The organism is Pseudomonas sp. 8BK (genome assembly GCF_902506475.1).
GTDB lineage: Bacteria > Pseudomonadota > Gammaproteobacteria > Pseudomonadales > Pseudomonadaceae > Aquipseudomonas > Aquipseudomonas anguilliseptica.
Map to the genome: position 1 here is coordinate 2204365 of NZ_LR733252.1, position 19089 is coordinate 2223453.

A 19089-nucleotide genomic window follows, 5' to 3' on the forward strand; every position below is an offset into this window, starting at 1 on the left:
CATCATTCAGCTGTACCACTAGCGCGCCTCAAGAGCGCAAGCGAGCCTGAGCATGCACCCACATAAACAATCCTCAATTTACCTGATAGCGCTTGGCGCCTTTGCCCTCGGCATGGCGTCATACGTCACAGCAGGGCTGATCCCCATGATAGAGGCCTCATTCGCGGTATCCGTGGCAGTGGCTGGCTGCTCATGCTCATCAAATGGAGCGCGCGAATAAATGCGATCGCTGGGCGCAAACATAACGCGATGACCTGCGGCCTCAAGCTTCTGGAACAGTTTACTCATCAGTTTCAGGGCTGACCTGAGTTGCTGCTTGGTTACCACGACATCAACAAGGCGCTGCTTCCCTGGCTTGAGAAAGCCCTGATCAATCACCCGTCCCTGCTCAAAAACTTCATAAGCGCCCGCAACAACAGGATGGAAACCAGAGCGTGACACAGACCGATTCTGTGGACGCGCCGCACGAAGACTCGGTGCCTTCGGAAGTGGTTGAGAGATAGCTCCCAAGACCACACCACGATGCCAAACCTGCAGATCACCGGGGCCGGCCTCAGGTAATGGCGGCTGGGGACTGTGCTTACCACTCTCCCGCTTCACCCAGTGTCCACGCGGTGGACGTGGAACATTCATTCGCGTGCAAACGCGTGCCATAAAACTTGAGGAAACACCCAATCGCTCGGCGACTTTGGTCATAGGCCACTGCCAGACCTCTTCATACAGTTGTTCACGAGTCACCGCCACGCTCGGGTTCGAGTCAGATTGCTGGAGCACCTCAACAGAAGACATACCTCGATCCTTACGTTCCGCATAGCTAATTCCACCACGCTTGCAGATAGCAAAACACGCCTGTGCAAGTGGCTACCCGATCATTTGCGTCGCATGGCCCTGTACAAGGTCAACAGCGGCTCTCGCGAGCAGGAAGTCGTAAAACTTCGTTGGGACTGGGAAATACCGGTGCTAGAGCTCAAGACCAGCGTGTTTCTCATACCTGCTGACTTTGGTGGAAGACATGAGAACTCTGGGGTCAAAAATGGCGACGAACGATTGGTGGTGCTCAACAACGTGGCGAGATCTGTCATCGAAGGGCAACGAGGGCTGGACCCCGTCTGGGTATTCCCTTACGGAAAACCCGACGAAGATGGCACAGCGAACCCAGTTCATCGGATGAACGACTCGGCATGGAAGAAAGCCAGGGTTCGAGCGGCTAAGCGGTTTCAGGAGCAGTTCCTGCGCCCCGCTCCCGCTGGCTTCGCCTCGATACGCGTCCACGACCTGAAGCACACCTTCGGGCGCAGGTTAAGGGCTGCTGGGGTCACTGAGGAAGACAGGAAGGCCCTTTTAGGCCACAAAAACGGCAGCATCACCAGCCACTACTCGGGCGCAGAACTGGGCAAGTTGATTGATGAAGCCAACAAGATTTCGGCTACTGACTCACGTGGGCCGGCGCTGACAATACTGAGGAGGAAGGCAGGATGAAAAAAGTCCCGCAAAAGTCCCTGACACAAAAAAGCCTGGTCATCACTGACCAGGCTCTAATGCTTGAATTATATGGTCGGGACGGAGTGATTCGAACACTCGACCCCTAGCACCCCATGCTAGTGCGCTACCGGACTGCGCTACGCCCCGACTAGGCGTGAATCCATTTTCAGAGACCCGAAAACGTCACAAACTATACATTAAGCTTCTGAAATGTGGAAACTTTTTCAGTAGCGCGACTATTTCCTAAGGACTAACAAGACATCCTCAAGCTCAGTAATCATTTGCTTGATTAACTGCTTGTACTGGGTGCTGTCATCTTTCGCTTCATCACCAGAAAGGCGCTGTCGCGCCCCTCCAATGGTAAAACCCTGATCGTACAAGAGCGCCCGAATCTGCCGAATCATCAGCACATCCTGGCGCTGATAATAGCGGCGGTTACCACGCCGCTTAACTGGGTTGAGTTGTGGAAATTCCTGCTCCCAGTAACGCAGTACGTGCGGCTTGACAGCACAGAGCTCGCTGACTTCACCAATGGTGAAATAGCGCTTACCGGGTATAACGGGCAGTTCGTCGTTATGACTTGGTTCCAGCATACGCCTCGACCCTGGCTTTAAGTTTCTGGCCTGGACGGAAAGTCACGACACGGCGAGCCGTGATCGGAATTTCCTCTCCTGTTTTTGGATTGCGACCGGGGCGCTGACGCTTATCGCGCAAATCAAAGTTACCGAACCCCGAGAGCTTGACCTGTTCATTGAGCTCCAGCGCTTGGCGGATCTCCTCAAAGAACAGCTCCACCAACTCCTTGGCTTCCCGTTTATTCAGGCCCAGCTCTTCATACAGACGTTCCGCCATCTCAGCTTTCGTCAGAGCCCCCATACGCTACTTCCTTAACGTGGCGTTGAACCTTTGTTCCAGGGAGGTGAGAATATTTTGCGTTGTGGTACTCACCTCATCGTCATTAAGAGTGCGCGATGGATGCTGCCAGGTCAAGCCAACGGCAAGGCTTTTTCTATGAGGATCAATACCTTTACCGTGATACACGTCAAATAGCTTGAGGTCGGTCAGCCACTCGCCTGCAGCTTCACGAATCGCACCGAGCAAATCCTGCGCAGGCACGTCTCGATCGACCAGCAAAGCCAAGTCGCGGCGCACTTCTGGGAACTTCGACAGCTCCTGAAACTTAGGCATAACACCCTGAGTGATCTCACCCAGCACCAGCTCAAACATAAAGACAGCCTGATCCAGCCCCAGCGCCTTCGACAACTCGGGATGAATGGCACCGAGAAAACCGACGACACTCCCTTCACGCTCAATGCGCGCGGTTTGCCCCGGATGCAGCGCCGGATGCTCGCCCGGTACAAATGCAAAGCTATCGCCCGCACCTGCGCTGGCCAGCAACGCTTCGACATCAGCCTTCACATCATAGAAGTCGACATCATCGCGACCGTGCGCCCAACCTTCAGGCAAGCGACCACCACAAATCACACCCGTCAGCATCGGCTCTTGCTTCAAGCCTTCGAGCTGACCGACAAAGCGCAAACCACTTTCGAAGAGACGTACACGCGATTGCTGACGATTCAGGTTGTGCTCAAGCGCCTTGAGCAGGCCTGGCCACAAGGAAGAGCGCATCGCTGCCATGTCGGCGGAGATTGGGTTGGCCAGCATCAGCGGCGCAACGCCTGGGTTGAACAGCTCGAACAACTTAGGATCGATAAAGCTGTAGGTGATTGCCTCCTGATAGCCGCGGGCAACCAGCAAACGGCGCAGCGCAGGCAGCTCGACTGCGGCTTCAGCCTTGGCCTGAGGGGCCAGACGCGCTTGCGGGTAGCGGACCGGCAAACGGTTATAACCATACAAACGAGCAAGCTCTTCGATCAGGTCAACTTCTAAACTGATATCAAAGCGGTGACTTGGTACCCCCACCTGCCACTTCCCTTCGCCATCGGCACGAATATCCAAATCCAAAGCAGCCAGTAAACGGACAATTTCCGCATCATCCATTTTCAGTCCGAGCATCTGCTCGATGCGCTCAGCACGCAGAGTGACCGGTGCAACGCTCGGCAAGTGCTCCTGATTGACGACTTCGACAATCGGCCCTGCTTCGCCACCGACGATTTCCAGCAACAACTCAGTCGCTCGCTCCATCGCCTCGCGCGCCAGCTGCCAGTCCACGCCACGCTCGAAGCGGTGCGAAGCATCAGTGTGCAAACCATAAGAGCGCGCCTTACCAGCGATGGCAATGGTGTCGAAGAACGCACTTTCGAGGAACAGATCGCGAGTCTTTTCATTGACCCCGCTGTGCTCACCACCCATTACGCCGGCAATGGCCAAGGCACGACTGTGATCCGCGATCACCAGAGTACCGCTCCGCAGGCTGACTTCCTGACCATCAAGCAGGACAAGCTTCTCGCCCTCCTCCGCCATACGCACACGGATGCCACCATTGATCTCAGCGAGGTCAAATGCATGCATTGGCTGACCCAACTCAAGCATCACGTAGTTGGTGATGTCGACCGCTGCATCGATACTACGCACATCGGCACGACGCAAACGCTCAACCATCCACAGCGGTGCGGGCTTGGACAGATCGACATTGCGCACAACCCGACCGAGGTAACGCGGGCAGGCTTGCGCAGCGAGAACTTCAACCGGGCGCACTTCATCATGGCTCGGCACAACTGCCGCAACTACCGGCCGGGCAACTTGGGCGGCGTACAAAGCGCCGACCTCACGCGCCAGACCAGCCAGCGACAGGCAATCACCACGGTTCGGGGTCAGATCTACCTCAATGCTGGCGTCGTCCAGATCCAGATAGACACGAATATCCTGGCCCACCGGCGCATCAGCTGGCAGCTCCATCAGACCGTCATTGTCTTCGCTGATTTGCAGCTCAGACGCCGAGCAAAGCATGCCGTTGGACTCAACGCCGCGCAGCTTGGCTTTCTTGATCTTGAAGTCGCCAGGAAGTTCGGCACCGATCATGGCGAACGGGATCTTGATCCCCGGGCGCGCGTTTGGTGCGCCGCACACCACCTGAAAATTTTCAACGCCATTGCTGACCTGGCAGACGCGCAGCTTGTCAGCATCCGGATGCTGTTCAGCGCTGAGAATCTCGCCGACCACAATGCCACTGAAAACACCGGCAGCCGGCGTCACGCTATCCACTTCCAGGCCCGCCATCGACAGGCGCGCCACCAACTCGTCACGGGAAACCTGCGGGTTTACCCAGCTACGCAGCCACTGTTCACTGAATTTCATTCTGCTCTCCTCAACAATTCGATTGGGTCATGCGGCTCTAGCGAAATTGCGCCAGGAATCGCAGGTCGTTATCGAAGAACAGACGTAAGTCGTTGACGCCATAACGCAGCATGGCCAAACGCTCGACGCCCATGCCAAAGGCAAAACCCTGGTATTTCTCAGGATCGATGCCGGACATGCGCAGCACGTTCGGGTGCACCATGCCGCAGCCCATAACTTCCAGCCAGCCGGTCTGTTTGCACACGCGACAGCCTTTACCGCTGCACATCACGCACTGCATATCGACTTCGGCCGACGGCTCAGTGAACGGGAAGAATGAAGGACGGAAACGCACGCCCAGAGGTTTTTCGAAGAACACCCGGAGAAACTCTTCGATGGTGCCCTTGAGGTCGGCAAAGCTCACACCCTCATCGACCAGCAGGCCTTCGACCTGGTGGAACATAGGCGAGTGAGTGATATCGGAGTCGCAACGATAGACGCGGCCGGGGCAAACAATGCGGATCGGCGGCTGCTGCAATTCCATGGTGCGCACCTGAACCGGCGAGGTATGGGTGCGCAACAACATGTTCGCATTGAAATAGAAGGTGTCATGCATCGCCCGCGCCGGATGGTGGCCGGGAATGTTGAGCGCCTCAAAATTGTGGTAGTCGTTTTCCACTTCCGGGCCTTCGGCAATGCCGTAGCCAATACGGGTGAAAAACTGCTCGACACGTTCCAGCGTCCGGGTTACCGGATGCAGACCACCAGAAGCCTGACCACGACCTGGCAGGGTAACGTCGATTTTTTCGGCGGCGAGCTTGGCGCTCAGCGCGGCCTGTTCCAGAGTTGCCTTGCGGCTGTTCAGTGCATCCTGAACCTGATCCTTGGCGGCATTGATCAACGCACCGACTTGCGGGCGCTCTTCTGCCGACAGATTGCCCAAGGTCTTCATCACCTGAGTCAATTCGCCTTTCTTGCCCAGATAGTGAACCCGCAGTTGCTCCAGGGCATTCACATCGTCGGTGTGGCTAACGGCCTCAAGCGCTTGCGAGACCAGCACATCCAGATTTTCCATTTACAGACTCCAGATACGAAATAGGGGAAGAGCTTTAAGGCTCTTCCCCTATTGGTGACGTTTAGCACCGGGCGAGCCCGGTGATTGTCGGGGACTTAAGCCAGTACGGCTTTCGCTTTCTCGACAATCGCAGCAAACGCCGCTTTTTCGTTCACTGCCAGATCAGCCAGAACCTTACGGTCGATCTCGATGGACGCTTTTTTCAGGCCGGCAATGAAACGGCTGTAGGACAGACCGTTAACACGAGCACCAGCGTTGATACGAGCGATCCACAGAGCGCGGAACTGACGCTTCCGTTGACGGCGGTCGCGGTAGGCGTATTGGCCTGCCTTGATCACAGCCTGCTTGGCAACACGGAACACGCGCGAACGAGCGCCGTAGTAGCCTTTAGCGAGTTTCAGAATTTTTTTGTGACGCTTGCGAGCGATAACGCCGCGCTTAACACGAGCCATGAGTAACTTCCTCTATCTTGACCAATTAACGAACGCGCAGCATGCGCTCGACTTTAGCTTTGTCCGACGGCCCGATCAGCGAGCTGCCACGCAGCTGACGCTTACGCTTGGTGGACATTTTGGTCAGGATGTGGCTCTTGAAAGCGTGCTTGTGCTTGAAGCCGTTAGCGGTTTTGAGAAAACGCTTGGCTGCACCACTCTTAGTTTTCATCTTTGGCATGTTCGGATACTCCGCATTCAGTTGATAAACATAACCGCAAGGCCTGCCGTGCCCTGGTGGTTACTTCTTCTTTTTGGGGGCGATGACCATGATCAGCTGGCGTCCTTCCATCTTTGGATGCTGTTCAACGGTGCCGTATTCAGCAAGGTCAGCTTCAACCCGCTTCAACAACTCCATGCCCAGCTCCTGATGCGCCATCTCACGGCCGCGGAATCGGAGCGATACCTTGGCCCTGTCCCCATCACTAAGGAAACGTACCAGGTTGCGTAGTTTTACCTGGTAATCCCCTTCCTCCGTCCCTGGACGAAACTTGATTTCTTTAACCTGAATCTGCTTCTGGTTTTTCTTTGCAGCAGCAATCTGCTTCTTCTTTTCGAAGATCGATTTGCCGTAGTCCATCAGCTTGCAAACAGGTGGCACTGCATCGGCAGAAATCTCTACCAGATCCAGCTTGGCCTCTTCGGCCTTAAGAAGCGCGTCTTCAATTGACACAATCCCAAGCTGCTCACCCTCAGCGCCAATTAACCGAACCTCGCGTGCCGAGATATTCTCGTTGATCGGGGCCTTCGGTGCAGCTCGTTTATCTTGTCTCATTTCACGCTTAATAATGATTACTCCAAATCTTGGCGACCACGCCGGGAAACCGCCTGCGCAATAAGTTCAGCGAATTGAGTGACGGGCATGGAGCCCAGATCAGCACCTTCACGAGTGCGCACGGCGACAGTTTTCGTCTCAACCTCCCGATCTCCGATAACCAAGAGATAGGGAACCTTGAGCAAAGTATGCTCGCGGATTTTAAAGCCTATCTTCTCGTTCCTCAAGTCGGACTTGGCACGAAAACCGCTTTGATTGAGCGTTTTTTCCACTTCGAGGGCAAAATCGGCCTGCTTGTCAGTGATATTCATCACCACGGCCTGAGTTGGAGCCAGCCAAGCCGGGAACGCACCCTCATAGTGCTCGATCAAAATCCCGATGAAACGCTCGAACGAACCGAGGATCGCACGGTGCAACATGACCGGCACCTTGCGGCTGTTGTCTTCGGAAACGTAGCTGGCTTCCAGACGCTGCGGCGTGTTCGGATCGTACTGCAGCGTACCGCACTGCCAAGCACGGCCAAGGCAATCAAGCAGCGTGAACTCAATCTTCGGGCCGTAGAAAGCACCCTCTCCCGGCAGATACTCCCAAGGCAACCCTGCCTCATTCAGCGCATTGGCCAGCGCCTCTTCAGCACGATCCCAGAACGCATCATCGCCTACGCGCTTGGCTGGGCGCGTGGAGAGCTTCATCTTGACGTCGCTGAAACCGAAATCAGCGTAAACCTGCAAGGTCAGCTTGATGAAATCCGCAGCCTCTCTCTTGACCTGCTCTTCGGTACAGAAGATATGCGCGTCATCCTGAGTAAAGCCACGCACCCGCATAATGCCGTGCAGCGCACCTGAGGCCTCATTACGGTGACAAGAGCCAAACTCAGCCAGACGCAGCGGCAACTCACGGTAGCTTTTAAGTCCTTGGTTGAATATCTGCACGTGACACGGGCAGTTCATTGGCTTGATCGCGTAATCACGGCTCTCCGACTGAGTCGTGAACATGTTGTCGGCGTAATTGCCCCAATGCCCGGACTTCTCCCACAGCACACGATCAACCACCTGCGGCGTGCGCACCTCCTGGTAACCGCTGTCGCGCTGAACGCCACGCATGTACTGCTCAAGCACCTGATAGATGGTCCAGCCATTCGGGTGCCAGAACACCATACCCGGCGCTTCTTCCTGGGTATGGAACAGATCAAGGCGCTTGCCGATCTTACGATGATCGCGCTTCTCGGCCTCCTCGATACGCTGGATATAAGCCGCCAGCTGCTTCTTGTCAGCCCAGGCCGTGCCATATACCCGCTGCAATTGCTCGTTCTTGGCATCGCCGCGCCAGTAGGCACCGGAGAGCTTGGTCAGCTTGAACGCCTTGAGGAAGCGCGTATTCGGCACGTGCGGGCCGCGGCACATGTCGACGTATTCTTCGTGATAGTACAGACCCATAGCCTGCTCATCCGGCATATCTTCAACCAGACGTAGCTTGTATTCCTCACCACGGGCGGTGAAGACATCAATAACTTCGGCGCGCGGCGCCACTTTCTTGATGACGTCATAATCCTTCTCGATCAGCTGCTGCATGCGCTGCTCGATTGCCGCCACATCATCTAGAGTGAAAGGACGCTCGGAGGCGATGTCGTAGTAGAAACCCTCTTCAATGACCGGACCGATCACCATCTTGGCAGCGGGAAACAGCTGCTTGACCGCATGACCAATCAAATGCGCACAGGAATGACGGATGATTTCCAGGCCTTCCTGATCTTTTGGCGTAATGATTTGCAGGGTTGCGTCGCTATCAACCAGGTCACAAGCATCAACCAGCTTGCCATTGACCTTGCCAGCTACCGTGGCCTTGGCCAGACCGGCACCAATAGATTGTGCCACCTCAAGCACTGATACCGGGTGATCGAACGAACGCTGACTGCCGTCGGGAAGAGTAATGATGGGCATGGCGCCTCCTCTCCTAGTGGTGACCTCTACCAAAGGCCACATGGGTTGGGATGAGCCAGTAAGCGATTCAGCGGTATACCTGCCATACAGTGGCAGGAGCTTTTCAGCCAACCAAAAACCGAACCGGGGTCACTGGAGGTTTTAAACAGCGATTAACCGCACGGATGCTTGCAGAAAGCCTGGCCTGCTGGCAAGAACCCAATAAAAAAGGGCCGCCTAAGCGACCCTTTTTCTACCAAATCTGGTAGGCACGATTGGACTCGAACCAACGACCCCCACCATGTCAAGGTGGTGCTCTAACCAACTGAGCTACGTGCCTACGATGGGTGCGCATTCTACGGCCACGCAAAAAACTGTCAACCTATTTTTTGCGCTAACTGCCTGAATAACTGAATTTTTTACTGTTCTGCAGCGCGTTTAATATTTCACACAGGCCACTAGCCGGGCATTTTTAACTCAGGTAGCATCTGCTCATTCGTAAAAAATAAAGAACAGAGGTTGCAAAATGGCGCACACAGCTTATCCACAATCCTATTACGCGGCCTCCGCCAACCCGGTACCACCGCGCCCGGAATTGAATGGTGAAGTCGAAACTGACGTGTGCATCGTCGGCGCCGGCTACACCGGCCTGTCGACGGCCATCGCCCTGCTCGAGAATGGCTTTAAAGTCAGCATTGTCGAAGCCGCCAAGGTCGGTTTCGGTGCATCGGGTCGCAACGGCGGGCAGATTGTTAACAGCTACAGCCGCGACATTGATGTGATCGAACGTAGCGTCGGCCCCAAGCAGGCAAAACTGCTGGGCGATATGGCTTTCGAAGGCGGCCGCATCATTCGCGAACGCATCGCCAAGTACAACATCCAATGCGACCTCAAAGACGGTGGCGTCTTCGCCGCCAATACCCCCAAGCACATGAAGCACCTTGAGTCGCAGAAAAAGCTCTGGGAGCGCTACGGCCACACTCAGCTGGAACTGATGGACGCCAAGCGCATCCGTGAAGTGGTGGACAGCGACGTTTACGTGGGCGGCATGCTGGATATGAGCGGCGGCCATATCCACCCGCTCAACCTGGCCTTGGGCGAGGCGGCAGCCGTCGAATCGCTGGGCGGCGTGATCTATGAACAATCCCCGGCAATTCGCATTGATCGCGGCGCAAACCCTGTCGTACACACGCCCAACGGCCGAATCAAAGCCAAGTTCGTGGTCGTCGCCGGCAACGCTTACCTGGGCAATCTGATCCCGGAGCTGTCGGCCAAGTCGATGCCGTGCGGCACCCAGGTGATCACCACCGAGCCGCTGCCCGCTGAACTGGCGAAAAGCCTGCTGCCACAGGACTACTGTGTTGAAGACTGCAACTACCTGCTCGACTACTACCGCCTGACCAGCGACAAGCGCCTGATCTTCGGCGGCGGCGTGGTCTACGGCGCACGCGACCCTGCGAACATTGAAGCGATCATTCGCCCGAAAATGCTCAAGGCCTTCCCGCAGTTGAAGGATGTGAAGATCGACTACGCCTGGACTGGCAACTTCCTGCTGACCCTCTCGCGCCTGCCGCAAGTCGGCCGTTTGGGTGACAACATCTATTACTCACAAGGTTGTAGCGGCCACGGTGTGACCTACACCCACCTGGCTGGCAAGGTACTGGCCGAAGCCCTGCGCGGGCAGGCAGAACGCTTCGACGCCTTCGCCGACCTGCCACACTATCCCTTCCCCGGCGGCCGCCTGTTCCAGGTGCCATTCAGCGCCCTGGGCGCCTGGTACTACACCATGCGTGACAAGCTGGGCGTCTAAAGCACAGCTCGCAAACAGAAACGGCACCCCAAGAGGTGCCGTTTTCCATTCTATCTTCCGACGGTTTACAGCTGCGCATCCGGCCACGCCTGATGCGCCGTACGCAACGCCTGCTGCGCTGCCGCCGTACGACCTTGCTCTTGCAGCTCCTGCACGGCCGTCAACCACGTCTGCTTGAGCGGCTGCGCCGGCAGTTGATTGGTCGGCATGACCAATACCGCCCAACGCCCTGCCTCGCCCCAGGCATCGTCGAAGCTGGCAAAGCTGGTGTACCAACGCCGGGTATTGCCCGAACGCAGTACCAGCGTGCGCTCGCGCTGGTCATAGCCCACCAGCAGCGCAAACTGCGCGCCCGGCCCGCCAAATAGACGATCTTGCATCACCAGCACTGGATGCCCTGCCGACACCTGCTGCATCAGTACATCCAGATTACCGGGCAAGGGGTAGACCAGCAGATCATAAGAGCGCGCCACCGTCTCAAGCCCGGCTTGCGCACTTTGCCCTTTGGTCAGTTGCTGAATGCGCTCACCCACCAGTCCAGGACTGGTGATCACCCCATGATGATTGAGCAACGCCGCCAACGCCGAAGGCCCACCCTGCGCATCACTGAGTTGAAAGAACGGCACATCGGCCAACTCGACCCGCTCAGGCAGGCGCTTGGTCTCAGGCAGCAGCTGCGGCCCACTGGCGCAGGCAACGAGCAGAAATGACAGAGCAAACGGCAGAAGCTTTACTACGCGCACAGACTGAAACATCACTCACCCATTGGCTTGTTTGTAGCGCAGAGCATAACGACGAAGTGCCGATACCCCAACCTACCTGCGAAAAATGCTGAATTTCCGACAGGCAATGCCCAAGTCATACGCACAAACGAAAACCCTCTCGAGGCTGATAAACTGCCGAGCATTGCATCTAACGCTGCCTTCACCCGGCACCACCACCGAATCACGGCCACCGCCCTTGCGCCCGCTACCAAACAGATAGATTCCAATGCCCGATAACTGCGCACCTGCCAACACGCCTCCAACCATGCTTTCTCGGCGCTTCTCCGTTGCTCCAATGATGGATTGGACGGATCGTCACTGTCGCTTTTTCCTACGCCAGTTGTCTCAGCACGCCCTGCTGTATACCGAGATGGTCACCACCGGTGCGATATTGCACGGTGACGTGGCACGCTTTCTGCGCCATAGCGCTGCCGAATACCCGCTCGCGCTGCAGCTGGGCGGCAGCGTGCCTGCGGATCTGGCGGCCTGTGCCAAGCTGGCGCAGGAAGCGGGCTATAACGAGGTCAACCTCAACGTCGGCTGCCCCAGTGACCGGGTGCAGAACAATATGATCGGAGCCTGCCTGATGGGCCATCCACAATTGGTCGCTGACTGCGTGAAAGCCATGCAGGACGCGGTGGATATCCCGGTAACGGTAAAGCATCGTATTGGCATCAACGGCCGCGACAGCTATGCCGAGCTGTGCGATTTCGTCGGCACCGTGCGCGATGCCGGCTGCCGCAGCTTTACCGTGCATGCGCGCATCGCCATTCTCGAAGGGCTTTCGCCCAAGGAAAACCGTGAGGTACCACCTCTGCGTTATGAGGTGGCGGCGCAGCTTAAACAAGATTTCCCGGAGCTGGAAATCATCCTCAATGGCGGCATCAAGACCCTGGAAGACTGCCAACAGCACCTGCAGACCTTCGATGGCGTGATGCTGGGCCGCGAGGCGTACCATAACCCCTATCTACTGGCGCAGGTTGACCAGCAGCTGTTCGGCTCCTCCCGTACGGCCATGAGCCGTTTTGAGGCCATGCAGAGTATGCGCGGCTATATCGCCGCGCACCTCGCCGAAGGCGGTAGCATGCACCACATCACCCGCCATATGCTCGGCCTGGGCCAGGGTTTCAATGGCGCGCGACGCTTTCGCCAGCTGCTCTCGGTGGACATTCACAAGACCAGCGAGCCGCTAACGCTGTTCGATCAAGCGGCGCAATTGCTGCAAGGCCGCTGACTCGGGTAAGGTCGGTGCATCTGCAACGACAAGGCTGTGTCATGACCTCCAAGCTGGATCAACTCAAGCAGTTCACTACGGTGGTCGCCGATACCGGCGACCTCGACGCCATTGCCCGCCTGAAGCCGGTCGATGCCACCACCAACCCATCCCTGCTGCTCAAAGCCGCCGCAATGCCCGGCTATAGCGAGCAGCTAAAGCATGCCGTCAAGACCAGCCAAGGCGACTTGGGTCTGGCCTGCGACCATTTTGGCGTCGCGGTGGGCGGTGAAATTCTCAAAATCATCCCCGGACGTATCTCCACCGAAGTGGATGCACGCCTGTCCTTCGATACTCAGGCCACTCTGCGCCGAGCCGAACGCTTGATTGGTCTTTATGAAGAAGCTGGTATTGGCCGCGAACGCGTGCTGATCAAGATCGCGTCGACCTGGGAAGGAATTCGCGCCGCCGAGCAACTGGAACAAGCCGGCATTCAGTGCAACCTGACACTGCTGTTCTCTTTCGCCCAAGCCCAGGCCTGCGCCGATGCCGGCGTATTTCTGATTTCACCCTTCGTCGGGCGCATCTACGACTGGTACAAGAAGGCTGAAGGTCGCGACTTTGTTGGTGCCGAAGACCCCGGCGTGCAGTCAGTCACGCGCATCTACAACTACTACAAGGCTAATGCCTACCCAACCGTGGTGATGGGTGCGAGCTTCCGCAATATTGGCCAGATCGAACAATTGGCCGGCTGTGATCGCCTGACCATCAGCCCGGAACTCCTGCAACAACTGGCTGATGATCAGCAGCCATTGGCGCGCCTGCTCAGCCCTGGCCAAGCTACCGAAGCCAAGCAGAGCCTCAGCGAAAGCCAGTTCCGCTGGGCCATGAATGAAGACGCCATGGCCACGGAAAAACCTGCCGAAGGCATTCGCCTGTTTGCCCGCGATCAGGAAAAGCTGGAAAAACTGCTCACCACTCAAGCCTGAATGGCCTGAAAGCAAACGGGGCGCTCAATGAGCGCCCCGTTTGTTTAACCACAAGTCAATGATGCTCGAGGGCGTTAACCAGATCGTGGAAAGCTTCGCGATTGGAGTCATTCAACCCCATCAGTATGCGGTGCGCTTCCAGCACCTTGGCACGTACCAGCTCTTCCGATTGATCCTGCGACGGCAGGTCATCCAGACAATCCGGGCACGGCACCGGTGTATCGACGATATTGAAGACCTGATCAAAACCCATCGACTGCAACAGTCGCGTGATATCGGCGTGGGTGGTCACCACCGTCGGCAACAGACCGATCTTCTGCCGCGACAGAATCGACAGTTTGGCCAGTAGCCCAAGAGTCGTGCTATCGATACTGCGGGTCTCGGTCAGATCAATCACGATGGCTGAGAAGTTCAGCGCAGTGAAGATTTTCTCGATGGTCGAATCCAGCGCCGAACACAGAGTCAGGCGCACTTCACCGACAAACTTCAAGATGAAGGTGCCATCTTGTTCGGCAAACTGGATTCTACCGGGGCTTATCCCAGGGTTCATGCAAGGTTCCTGCTTAACACCAGCAAGGCAATATCATCCGGCATATCCCCCAGATTGGCCAGCCCAAAAGCCGTACGCAGGCCATCCAGGGTGCCACCCGCAGAGCTGATCAACTGCGGCAACAGGGTTTCCTTGTCTTTCAAGGTATCGCCCGGCAACAGATCGAGAATGCCATCGGAGAGTAGCGTCAGACTGAAGGCCTCTGGCAGCTCCAATTCCATATCGTTATATTCGGCCTCGACAAACAACCCAACCGGTAAGCCGCGCCCTTCCAGGTAACGCGCCTGGCCTTCACTGTAGAGCACCGGTAGCGGTAGGTGGCCGCCAATGCTGTAGGTCAGACGGTTGTTTGCCTGATCGATCACGCCACCGAGCATGGTCACGTGCTTGCCCAGCTTGCAGTTGATCAAGCCACGGTTGATATGACCGAGCACTTCAGAGGGTTTGAAATCCGGCAGGTTGCCACCGCGGCGCGACTCATACAGCAGGCGCGTGGTCATAAACTTCAGCAAAACGGTGATAAATGCTGAAGAAGCGCCATGCCCGGACACATCAGCCAGATAAAAAGCGATACGACTGTCATCGACGCGGAAATAGTCGACAAAGTCGCCCGACAGGTACAGCGAAGGAATGATCTGGTGGGCGAAGTTCAAGCCATCAGCCTGCCACGGCGTTACCGGCAGCATATTCATCTGCACCTGGCGCCCGGCGTTCTGATCTTCCTGCAGCAGGTGCAGGCTGGCCTGCAGTTCGCGGTTGGCGGTTTCCAACTCGTCGCGGTAGCGCTGGTTTTCCAGACGCAAATTGGCGCGATCCAGCGCACGACGCACTGAATGCTCAAGCACGGCAAGGTCGGCCAGGGGTTTGATCAGGTAATCGGCTGCGCCCAAGCGCAAAGCTTCGACGGCATCGCTCATCACACCAGCACCAGACACCACGATTACCGGGGTTTCCACTTGCAGGGCATTGATGCGGCGAATCAGCTCGAGACCATCGACTTGCGGCATACGCAGATCGCAGATCACCAGATCCGGCGACTCGGCATGAAAGACTTCCAGCCCCTGCAAGCCATTGGCAGCCTGCAGCACATGAAAACCACTGTCTTCCAGATAGGCTGCGAGACTCGCACGCACTACGTCGTCGTCATCGATTATCAGCAGCGTGGCACTGGTTTTGTGCATGAGGTATCCAGGCAAACTGCGCCGGGTATGGGTTGGCTTATGCGTCAGGGCAATCGCCTGGACGCGCGAACTCGGCTCGCTTCAAGGCGCAGACGGTACTCCCATCCGCTACGTGATTCAAGCGTGTGCCGGTCGTCGCCGCACGACTTTACACCTCAAATCGGCCAAGGTTATAAGAGCTGCAGGACAGCCCCCATAACAAGAGGAAAAAGCCCATGAGCCAAAATGATCGTGCCTACAGTGAAAAACGCGATTACATCCGCATGCGGCTAGAGGCCCCCGTCACCCTGCACCATGACGGCAAGGAAATTCCCGCACTGTGCCTCGACCTGTCCAGCACAGGCATGCAGCTGGAAGCTGAAAGCGCAGTAAAGATGGGCGACAAGGTACGTGTACACATCGCCTCTGATCACAACGAATTACGCGGCCTGGATGCCCAAGCCGAAGTGATGCGCGTCAGCACGATGGAAGACGGCCGCCAAGCATTAGGCTTGGCGATTATTTCCATGAGCTGAAATGCTCGGACAATAAAAAGGCGGCCCGTAACGGCCGCCTTTTTGTTGACCCAACGACATCAAAAATCGTCTTCAACCTCACCGTCACGCACTTTGAATTCGCGATTCTGCAGGTAGGCGTTACGGATAAAGATGTATTTGTCACCGCTGACCATGCGCTCAGCCTTGAGCAAGCTGGCCCGCAGGTCAACCGCCTGAACGCCGCTCACCACATTGCGCGTCGGCACGTGATCGATAAACGCAGGCGCAGTCAGCATACTGTCCGGCACCTTGCCGAAGGCATCACGCACGGTGCTCGGCCCCAACAGAGGCAGCACGACGTAAGGCCCACTATCGAGCCCCCACACACCCATGGTCTGGCCGAAATCCTCATCGCTGCGCTGCAGGCCCATAGCGCTGCCCACATCGAAGAAACCCAACAGGCCAAAGGTGGTATTGAAGATCAAGCGGCCACCGTCGACCCCGGCATCATGCAACTTTCCTTGCAGCAGGTTGTTGGCCAGGTTGCCGACATCACCGATGTTGCGGAAGACGTTATGCACGCCATCTTCAAGAAACTGTGGCGTCACCGCCTGATAACCCTTGGCCAAAGGCTTGAGGGTATAGGTATCAACGTTATCGTTGATCCGAAACATAAAGCGGTTGTAACCCTGCCACGGGTCTTCTTCGTTGGCTTGCGCCAGTGCAGGCAGCAACAGCACGCCGGTACAGGCAATCAACAGGCTCAATCGTTCAATCCAGCTCGCACCGGTCATACGCATCACAGTCGCTCCTTGAAAATGCTCAGGCTGCCACAGGCGGCCAAATCAGGCCGCGCAGTATAAAGCGCCAGCTCTATAAATAGGCAGCATAGCGGACGAACAAATAGCTGAGAATCATACTGTCTGTTGCCGTAGAGCCCAGTAATTGTCGCCGGTGCAAACGTAAATAAAGCCTTCATCTGCCTGTAACCTGCATGCGTTAGCCTGGACTAGACCATTTTCAAGGACGGCACATGCAAACGCCCGCCAACTCGCCCGCCTTCACCGCCATTCTATTTAGCCTGTCCGGCTGCCTAGTTGATTTCGGCGCACGCACCATCCCTCTGACCCTGCAGCGCCTCTACCCAAAGGCAGCCAATCAGCAGAGCCTGCAGCTGGCCCTAGGCCGTGAACCCTTGACTGAAGAGTGGCAGGCCTATCAGCAGGCGCTCTGCGAAACCGCATGCGAGCATGCCGAAGCCACGCCTGCTGCCCTGCCCCTGCTTGAACAGCTGCACCAACAGACCGTGCCCTGCGCCTGGCTGGATGAACTGCCGCGCGACGCCAGCATCAGCCTGGCCGGCGCACTCCCGGACTGGCTACCCGGCACACCCAGTCATAGCACTCGCCCATGGCCGGCACCCGACGCCATCTGGCGCAGCCTGATAGAGCTGCAGGTTGATCAGCTTGAAGGCTGTGTCTTGGTCAGTGGCGAACCGCGCCTGCTACAAGCAGCTCTGAATGCCGGCATCTGGACCATCGGCCTGGCCATCAGCGGCCCGCTTTGCGGCCTGGCACCGGCCGATTGGCAAAGTCTGTCGATGAGCGAACGCGATCGACTGCGTAGCCAGGCCACCCTCAGCCTGTATCGTTTGGGTGTGCATTCGGTCATCGACCAGCTCAGCGACCTGCCTACCTGCCTGGCGGATCTCAGCCTGCGTCGGCACAAGAGCGAAAAGCCCTGAGCAAGCGTCAGAATGCCGCTCGAATCAATGCCTCACGCTTGATCCAAAGCAAGCAAAGCCTGCCGGCTTGGATTAACCTGAAGGCATGCAGAACCTTTCGCCCCTGCGTAAGGTCAGTCAATCTGTCGACTACCAAAGGGAGAACTCCATGCCTGCAAGCCGCCTGCAGCAACAACTGCAAGACCTGCGCGACCAACTGGCTGAACAGCCACCGTTGAGTGAAGAGGAACGCGCCGAGCTGTTTGTACTGACCCAGGAAATTGAATTGCAGCTGGCCCGTCAGGCTGCCGCTGCACCTGACGCAACCCTGATCGACGGGGTCAACCTCGCGGTGGAGCGCTTCGAAGCCAGTCACCCAACCCTCGCCGGCACCCTGCGCAATATCGTGCAGAGCCTGGCCAACATGGGCATCTAAACACCGCAGCGCTAACGAAAACCCCAGCCTAGCTGGGGTTTTGCATTACTGGCGCGCCAAACGTTGATTATCAGGGCTGATGGGCCCGCTGCTGCGGTAGGGGTTGATGTCCAACCCGCCACGGCGCACATAACGCGCATACACCGTCAGATGCTCAGGCTTGAGCAGGCGCTGCAGGTCGAGAAAGATTCGCTCCACACACTGCTCGTGAAAATCCGCATGCTGGCGAAAGCTCACCAGATAGGCCAACAGACTGGCGTGATCCAGTGCCAGACCGCGGTACTGCACCACCAACGTACCCCAGTCCGGCTGGCCGGTGACCGGACAATTGGATTTGAGCAAATGGCTGTGCAGGCTCTCTTCGACCACTCGCGCGGCATCACAGTGCAGCAGCTCAGGCTGAGGCTGCTCATAGTTGCTGATGGCTACATCCAGCTCGTCGATACAGACGCCTGGCGCGGCCTGCACACCTTCAGCCGTTACCTCAGCCAGGCTGCGCACGCGCACGCCAACCGGTTTGCCGGCGGCTACCGAGAGATCCTGTACCAATACCGCCACCAGCTCGTCAGCACTGTTGAATACCGACTGATTCAGCGAATTGAGGTACAGCTTGAAGGATTTCGACTCGATGATATTTGGCGAGTCGGCCGGAATGGCGAACTCGCCCATGGCCACCACCGGTTTGCCGGATGGCAACAACCAGGACAGCTCGAAACAGTTCCAGAAATCCACGCCCTGATACGGCAGGGTTTCGGCACTCAGGCCCAGCTCAGCCCACTTGGCAGCACGCGGAATCGGAAACAACAGAGACGGGGTGTAGGTAGCGATGTACTCACTGGATTTGCCCAGTGGCGAATCTTCGGCGGCGGGATGCATGGAGAAAACCTGACTGGTCGAAATGCAGCGATTGTATACAATTTCTCAAACGGATTTAGGCGGCAAGCGCGAAGCCGAGCTTGCCGCGTAGC

General features: G+C 57.0%; 19 protein-coding genes, 2 tRNA genes and 2 pseudogenes. 8 read left to right on the top strand and 15 right to left on the bottom strand.

Annotation, left to right across the window (positions count from 1 at the left end):
• Nucleotides 1–52: 52 nt before the first annotated feature.
• Both ACIN8IBEIGE_RS20925 and ACIN8IBEIGE_RS10120 read left to right on the top strand, forming a co-directional pair.
• Nucleotides 53–184: pseudogene (locus ACIN8IBEIGE_RS20925) on the top strand (MFS transporter); the annotation flags it as partial.
• Nucleotides 185–861: 677 nt separating this feature from the next.
• Nucleotides 862–1479, top strand: a pseudogene (locus ACIN8IBEIGE_RS10120) (tyrosine-type recombinase/integrase); the annotation flags it as partial.
• A gap of 73 nt (nucleotides 1480–1552) precedes the next feature.
• Here the strand turns inward: ACIN8IBEIGE_RS10120 and ACIN8IBEIGE_RS10125 are convergent.
• The 10 genes from ACIN8IBEIGE_RS10125 to ACIN8IBEIGE_RS10170 all read right to left on the bottom strand — a co-directional run bounded on the left by ACIN8IBEIGE_RS10125 (nucleotide 1553) and on the right by ACIN8IBEIGE_RS10170 (nucleotide 9319).
• Nucleotides 1553–1629 (bottom strand) — tRNA-Pro (locus tag ACIN8IBEIGE_RS10125).
• 89 nt (nucleotides 1630–1718) lie between these two features.
• On the bottom strand, nucleotides 1719–2075 hold the full coding sequence (locus ACIN8IBEIGE_RS10130) for a MerR family transcriptional regulator (protein ID WP_090256190.1): 357 nt from the start codon (nucleotides 2073–2075) through the stop codon (nucleotides 1719–1721).
• Nucleotides 2056–2358, bottom strand: a complete 303-nt coding sequence (gene ihfA / locus ACIN8IBEIGE_RS10135; RefSeq protein WP_003243414.1) for an integration host factor subunit alpha — start codon at nucleotides 2356–2358, stop codon at nucleotides 2056–2058. Before ihfA ends, ACIN8IBEIGE_RS10130 begins: the two co-directional genes overlap by 20 nt.
• A gap of 3 nt (nucleotides 2359–2361) precedes the next feature.
• The gene (gene pheT / locus ACIN8IBEIGE_RS10140) at nucleotides 2362–4740 is read right to left on the bottom strand and encodes a phenylalanine--tRNA ligase subunit beta (protein WP_160014509.1); all 2379 of its coding nucleotides are present in this window, start codon (nucleotides 4738–4740) and stop codon (nucleotides 2362–2364) included.
• A 37-nt stretch (nucleotides 4741–4777) separates the two neighbouring features.
• Nucleotides 4778–5794 (bottom strand): phenylalanine--tRNA ligase subunit alpha, encoded by a 1017-nt coding sequence (gene pheS / locus ACIN8IBEIGE_RS10145; RefSeq protein ID WP_160014510.1) that lies wholly within the window; start codon nucleotides 5792–5794, stop codon nucleotides 4778–4780.
• A gap of 95 nt (nucleotides 5795–5889) precedes the next feature.
• Complete coding sequence (rplT, locus tag ACIN8IBEIGE_RS10150; protein WP_090505586.1) at nucleotides 5890–6246, bottom strand: 50S ribosomal protein L20; 357 nt, start codon at nucleotides 6244–6246, stop codon at nucleotides 5890–5892.
• A 25-nt stretch (nucleotides 6247–6271) separates the two neighbouring features.
• A complete protein-coding gene (rpmI, locus tag ACIN8IBEIGE_RS10155; protein ID WP_160014511.1) occupies nucleotides 6272–6466 on the bottom strand; it encodes a 50S ribosomal protein L35 in 195 nt (64 codons plus the stop codon).
• A gap of 60 nt (nucleotides 6467–6526) precedes the next feature.
• Nucleotides 6527–7078 (bottom strand): translation initiation factor IF-3, encoded by a 552-nt coding sequence (gene infC, locus ACIN8IBEIGE_RS10160; RefSeq protein WP_169844844.1) that lies wholly within the window; start codon nucleotides 7076–7078, stop codon nucleotides 6527–6529.
• The gene (gene thrS / locus ACIN8IBEIGE_RS10165; RefSeq protein WP_160014512.1) at nucleotides 7078–9000 is read right to left on the bottom strand and encodes a threonine--tRNA ligase; all 1923 of its coding nucleotides are present in this window, start codon (nucleotides 8998–9000) and stop codon (nucleotides 7078–7080) included. The genes infC and thrS overlap by 1 nt, the downstream gene beginning before the upstream one ends.
• Before the next feature lie 242 nt (nucleotides 9001–9242).
• A tRNA-Val gene (locus tag ACIN8IBEIGE_RS10170) sits at nucleotides 9243–9319 on the bottom strand.
• Between the two features lie 186 nt (nucleotides 9320–9505).
• Here ACIN8IBEIGE_RS10170 and ACIN8IBEIGE_RS10175 point away from each other — a divergent pair.
• Complete coding sequence (locus ACIN8IBEIGE_RS10175; protein ID WP_160014513.1) at nucleotides 9506–10789, top strand: FAD-binding oxidoreductase; 1284 nt, start codon at nucleotides 9506–9508, stop codon at nucleotides 10787–10789.
• 65 nt (nucleotides 10790–10854) lie between these two features.
• On the opposite strand, the gene ACIN8IBEIGE_RS10180 is transcribed toward ACIN8IBEIGE_RS10175, so the two are convergent.
• On the bottom strand, nucleotides 10855–11544 hold the full coding sequence (locus ACIN8IBEIGE_RS10180) for a PA2778 family cysteine peptidase (RefSeq protein WP_160014514.1): 690 nt from the start codon (nucleotides 11542–11544) through the stop codon (nucleotides 10855–10857).
• Nucleotides 11545–11779: 235 nt separating this feature from the next.
• Between ACIN8IBEIGE_RS10180 and dusA the strand changes: the two genes are divergently transcribed.
• Together dusA and tal are read left to right on the top strand one after the other, a co-directional pair.
• On the top strand, nucleotides 11780–12787 hold the full coding sequence (dusA, locus tag ACIN8IBEIGE_RS10185) for a tRNA dihydrouridine(20/20a) synthase DusA (protein ID WP_160014515.1): 1008 nt from the start codon (nucleotides 11780–11782) through the stop codon (nucleotides 12785–12787).
• A 41-nt stretch (nucleotides 12788–12828) separates the two neighbouring features.
• The gene (gene tal / locus ACIN8IBEIGE_RS10190; protein WP_160014516.1) at nucleotides 12829–13755 is read left to right on the top strand and encodes a transaldolase; all 927 of its coding nucleotides are present in this window, start codon (nucleotides 12829–12831) and stop codon (nucleotides 13753–13755) included.
• A gap of 55 nt (nucleotides 13756–13810) precedes the next feature.
• Here the strand turns inward: tal and rssC are convergent, their stop codons facing one another.
• Complete coding sequence (gene rssC / locus ACIN8IBEIGE_RS10195) at nucleotides 13811–14293, bottom strand: anti-sigma factor antagonist RssC (protein WP_160016356.1); 483 nt, start codon at nucleotides 14291–14293, stop codon at nucleotides 13811–13813.
• A gap of 8 nt (nucleotides 14294–14301) precedes the next feature.
• Entirely contained in the window at nucleotides 14302–15486 is a 1185-nt protein-coding gene (gene rssB, locus ACIN8IBEIGE_RS10200; RefSeq protein WP_160014517.1) for a two-component system response regulator RssB, read from the bottom strand.
• Nucleotides 15487–15701: 215 nt separating this feature from the next.
• Here rssB and ACIN8IBEIGE_RS10205 point away from each other — a divergent pair, with 215 nt between their 5' ends.
• Complete coding sequence (locus ACIN8IBEIGE_RS10205) at nucleotides 15702–16001, top strand: PilZ domain-containing protein (RefSeq protein ID WP_160014518.1); 300 nt, start codon at nucleotides 15702–15704, stop codon at nucleotides 15999–16001.
• 59 nt (nucleotides 16002–16060) lie between these two features.
• On the opposite strand, the gene ACIN8IBEIGE_RS10210 is transcribed toward ACIN8IBEIGE_RS10205, so the two are convergent.
• Nucleotides 16061–16762: a VacJ family lipoprotein gene (locus ACIN8IBEIGE_RS10210; protein WP_160014519.1), complete on the bottom strand. Its 702-nt coding sequence runs from the start codon at nucleotides 16760–16762 to the stop codon at nucleotides 16061–16063.
• A gap of 233 nt (nucleotides 16763–16995) precedes the next feature.
• Between ACIN8IBEIGE_RS10210 and ACIN8IBEIGE_RS10215 the strand changes: the two genes are divergently transcribed.
• The gene (locus tag ACIN8IBEIGE_RS10215) at nucleotides 16996–17706 is read left to right on the top strand and encodes an HAD family phosphatase (RefSeq protein WP_160014520.1); all 711 of its coding nucleotides are present in this window, start codon (nucleotides 16996–16998) and stop codon (nucleotides 17704–17706) included.
• A 148-nt stretch (nucleotides 17707–17854) separates the two neighbouring features.
• Entirely contained in the window at nucleotides 17855–18121 is a 267-nt protein-coding gene (locus ACIN8IBEIGE_RS10220; protein ID WP_090385588.1) for a DUF4404 family protein, read from the top strand.
• Nucleotides 18122–18166: 45 nt separating this feature from the next.
• Here the strand turns inward: ACIN8IBEIGE_RS10220 and queF are convergent, their stop codons facing one another.
• Complete coding sequence (queF, locus tag ACIN8IBEIGE_RS10225) at nucleotides 18167–18997, bottom strand: NADPH-dependent 7-cyano-7-deazaguanine reductase QueF (RefSeq protein ID WP_160014521.1); 831 nt, start codon at nucleotides 18995–18997, stop codon at nucleotides 18167–18169.
• Nucleotides 18998–19089: the final 92 nt, after the last annotated feature.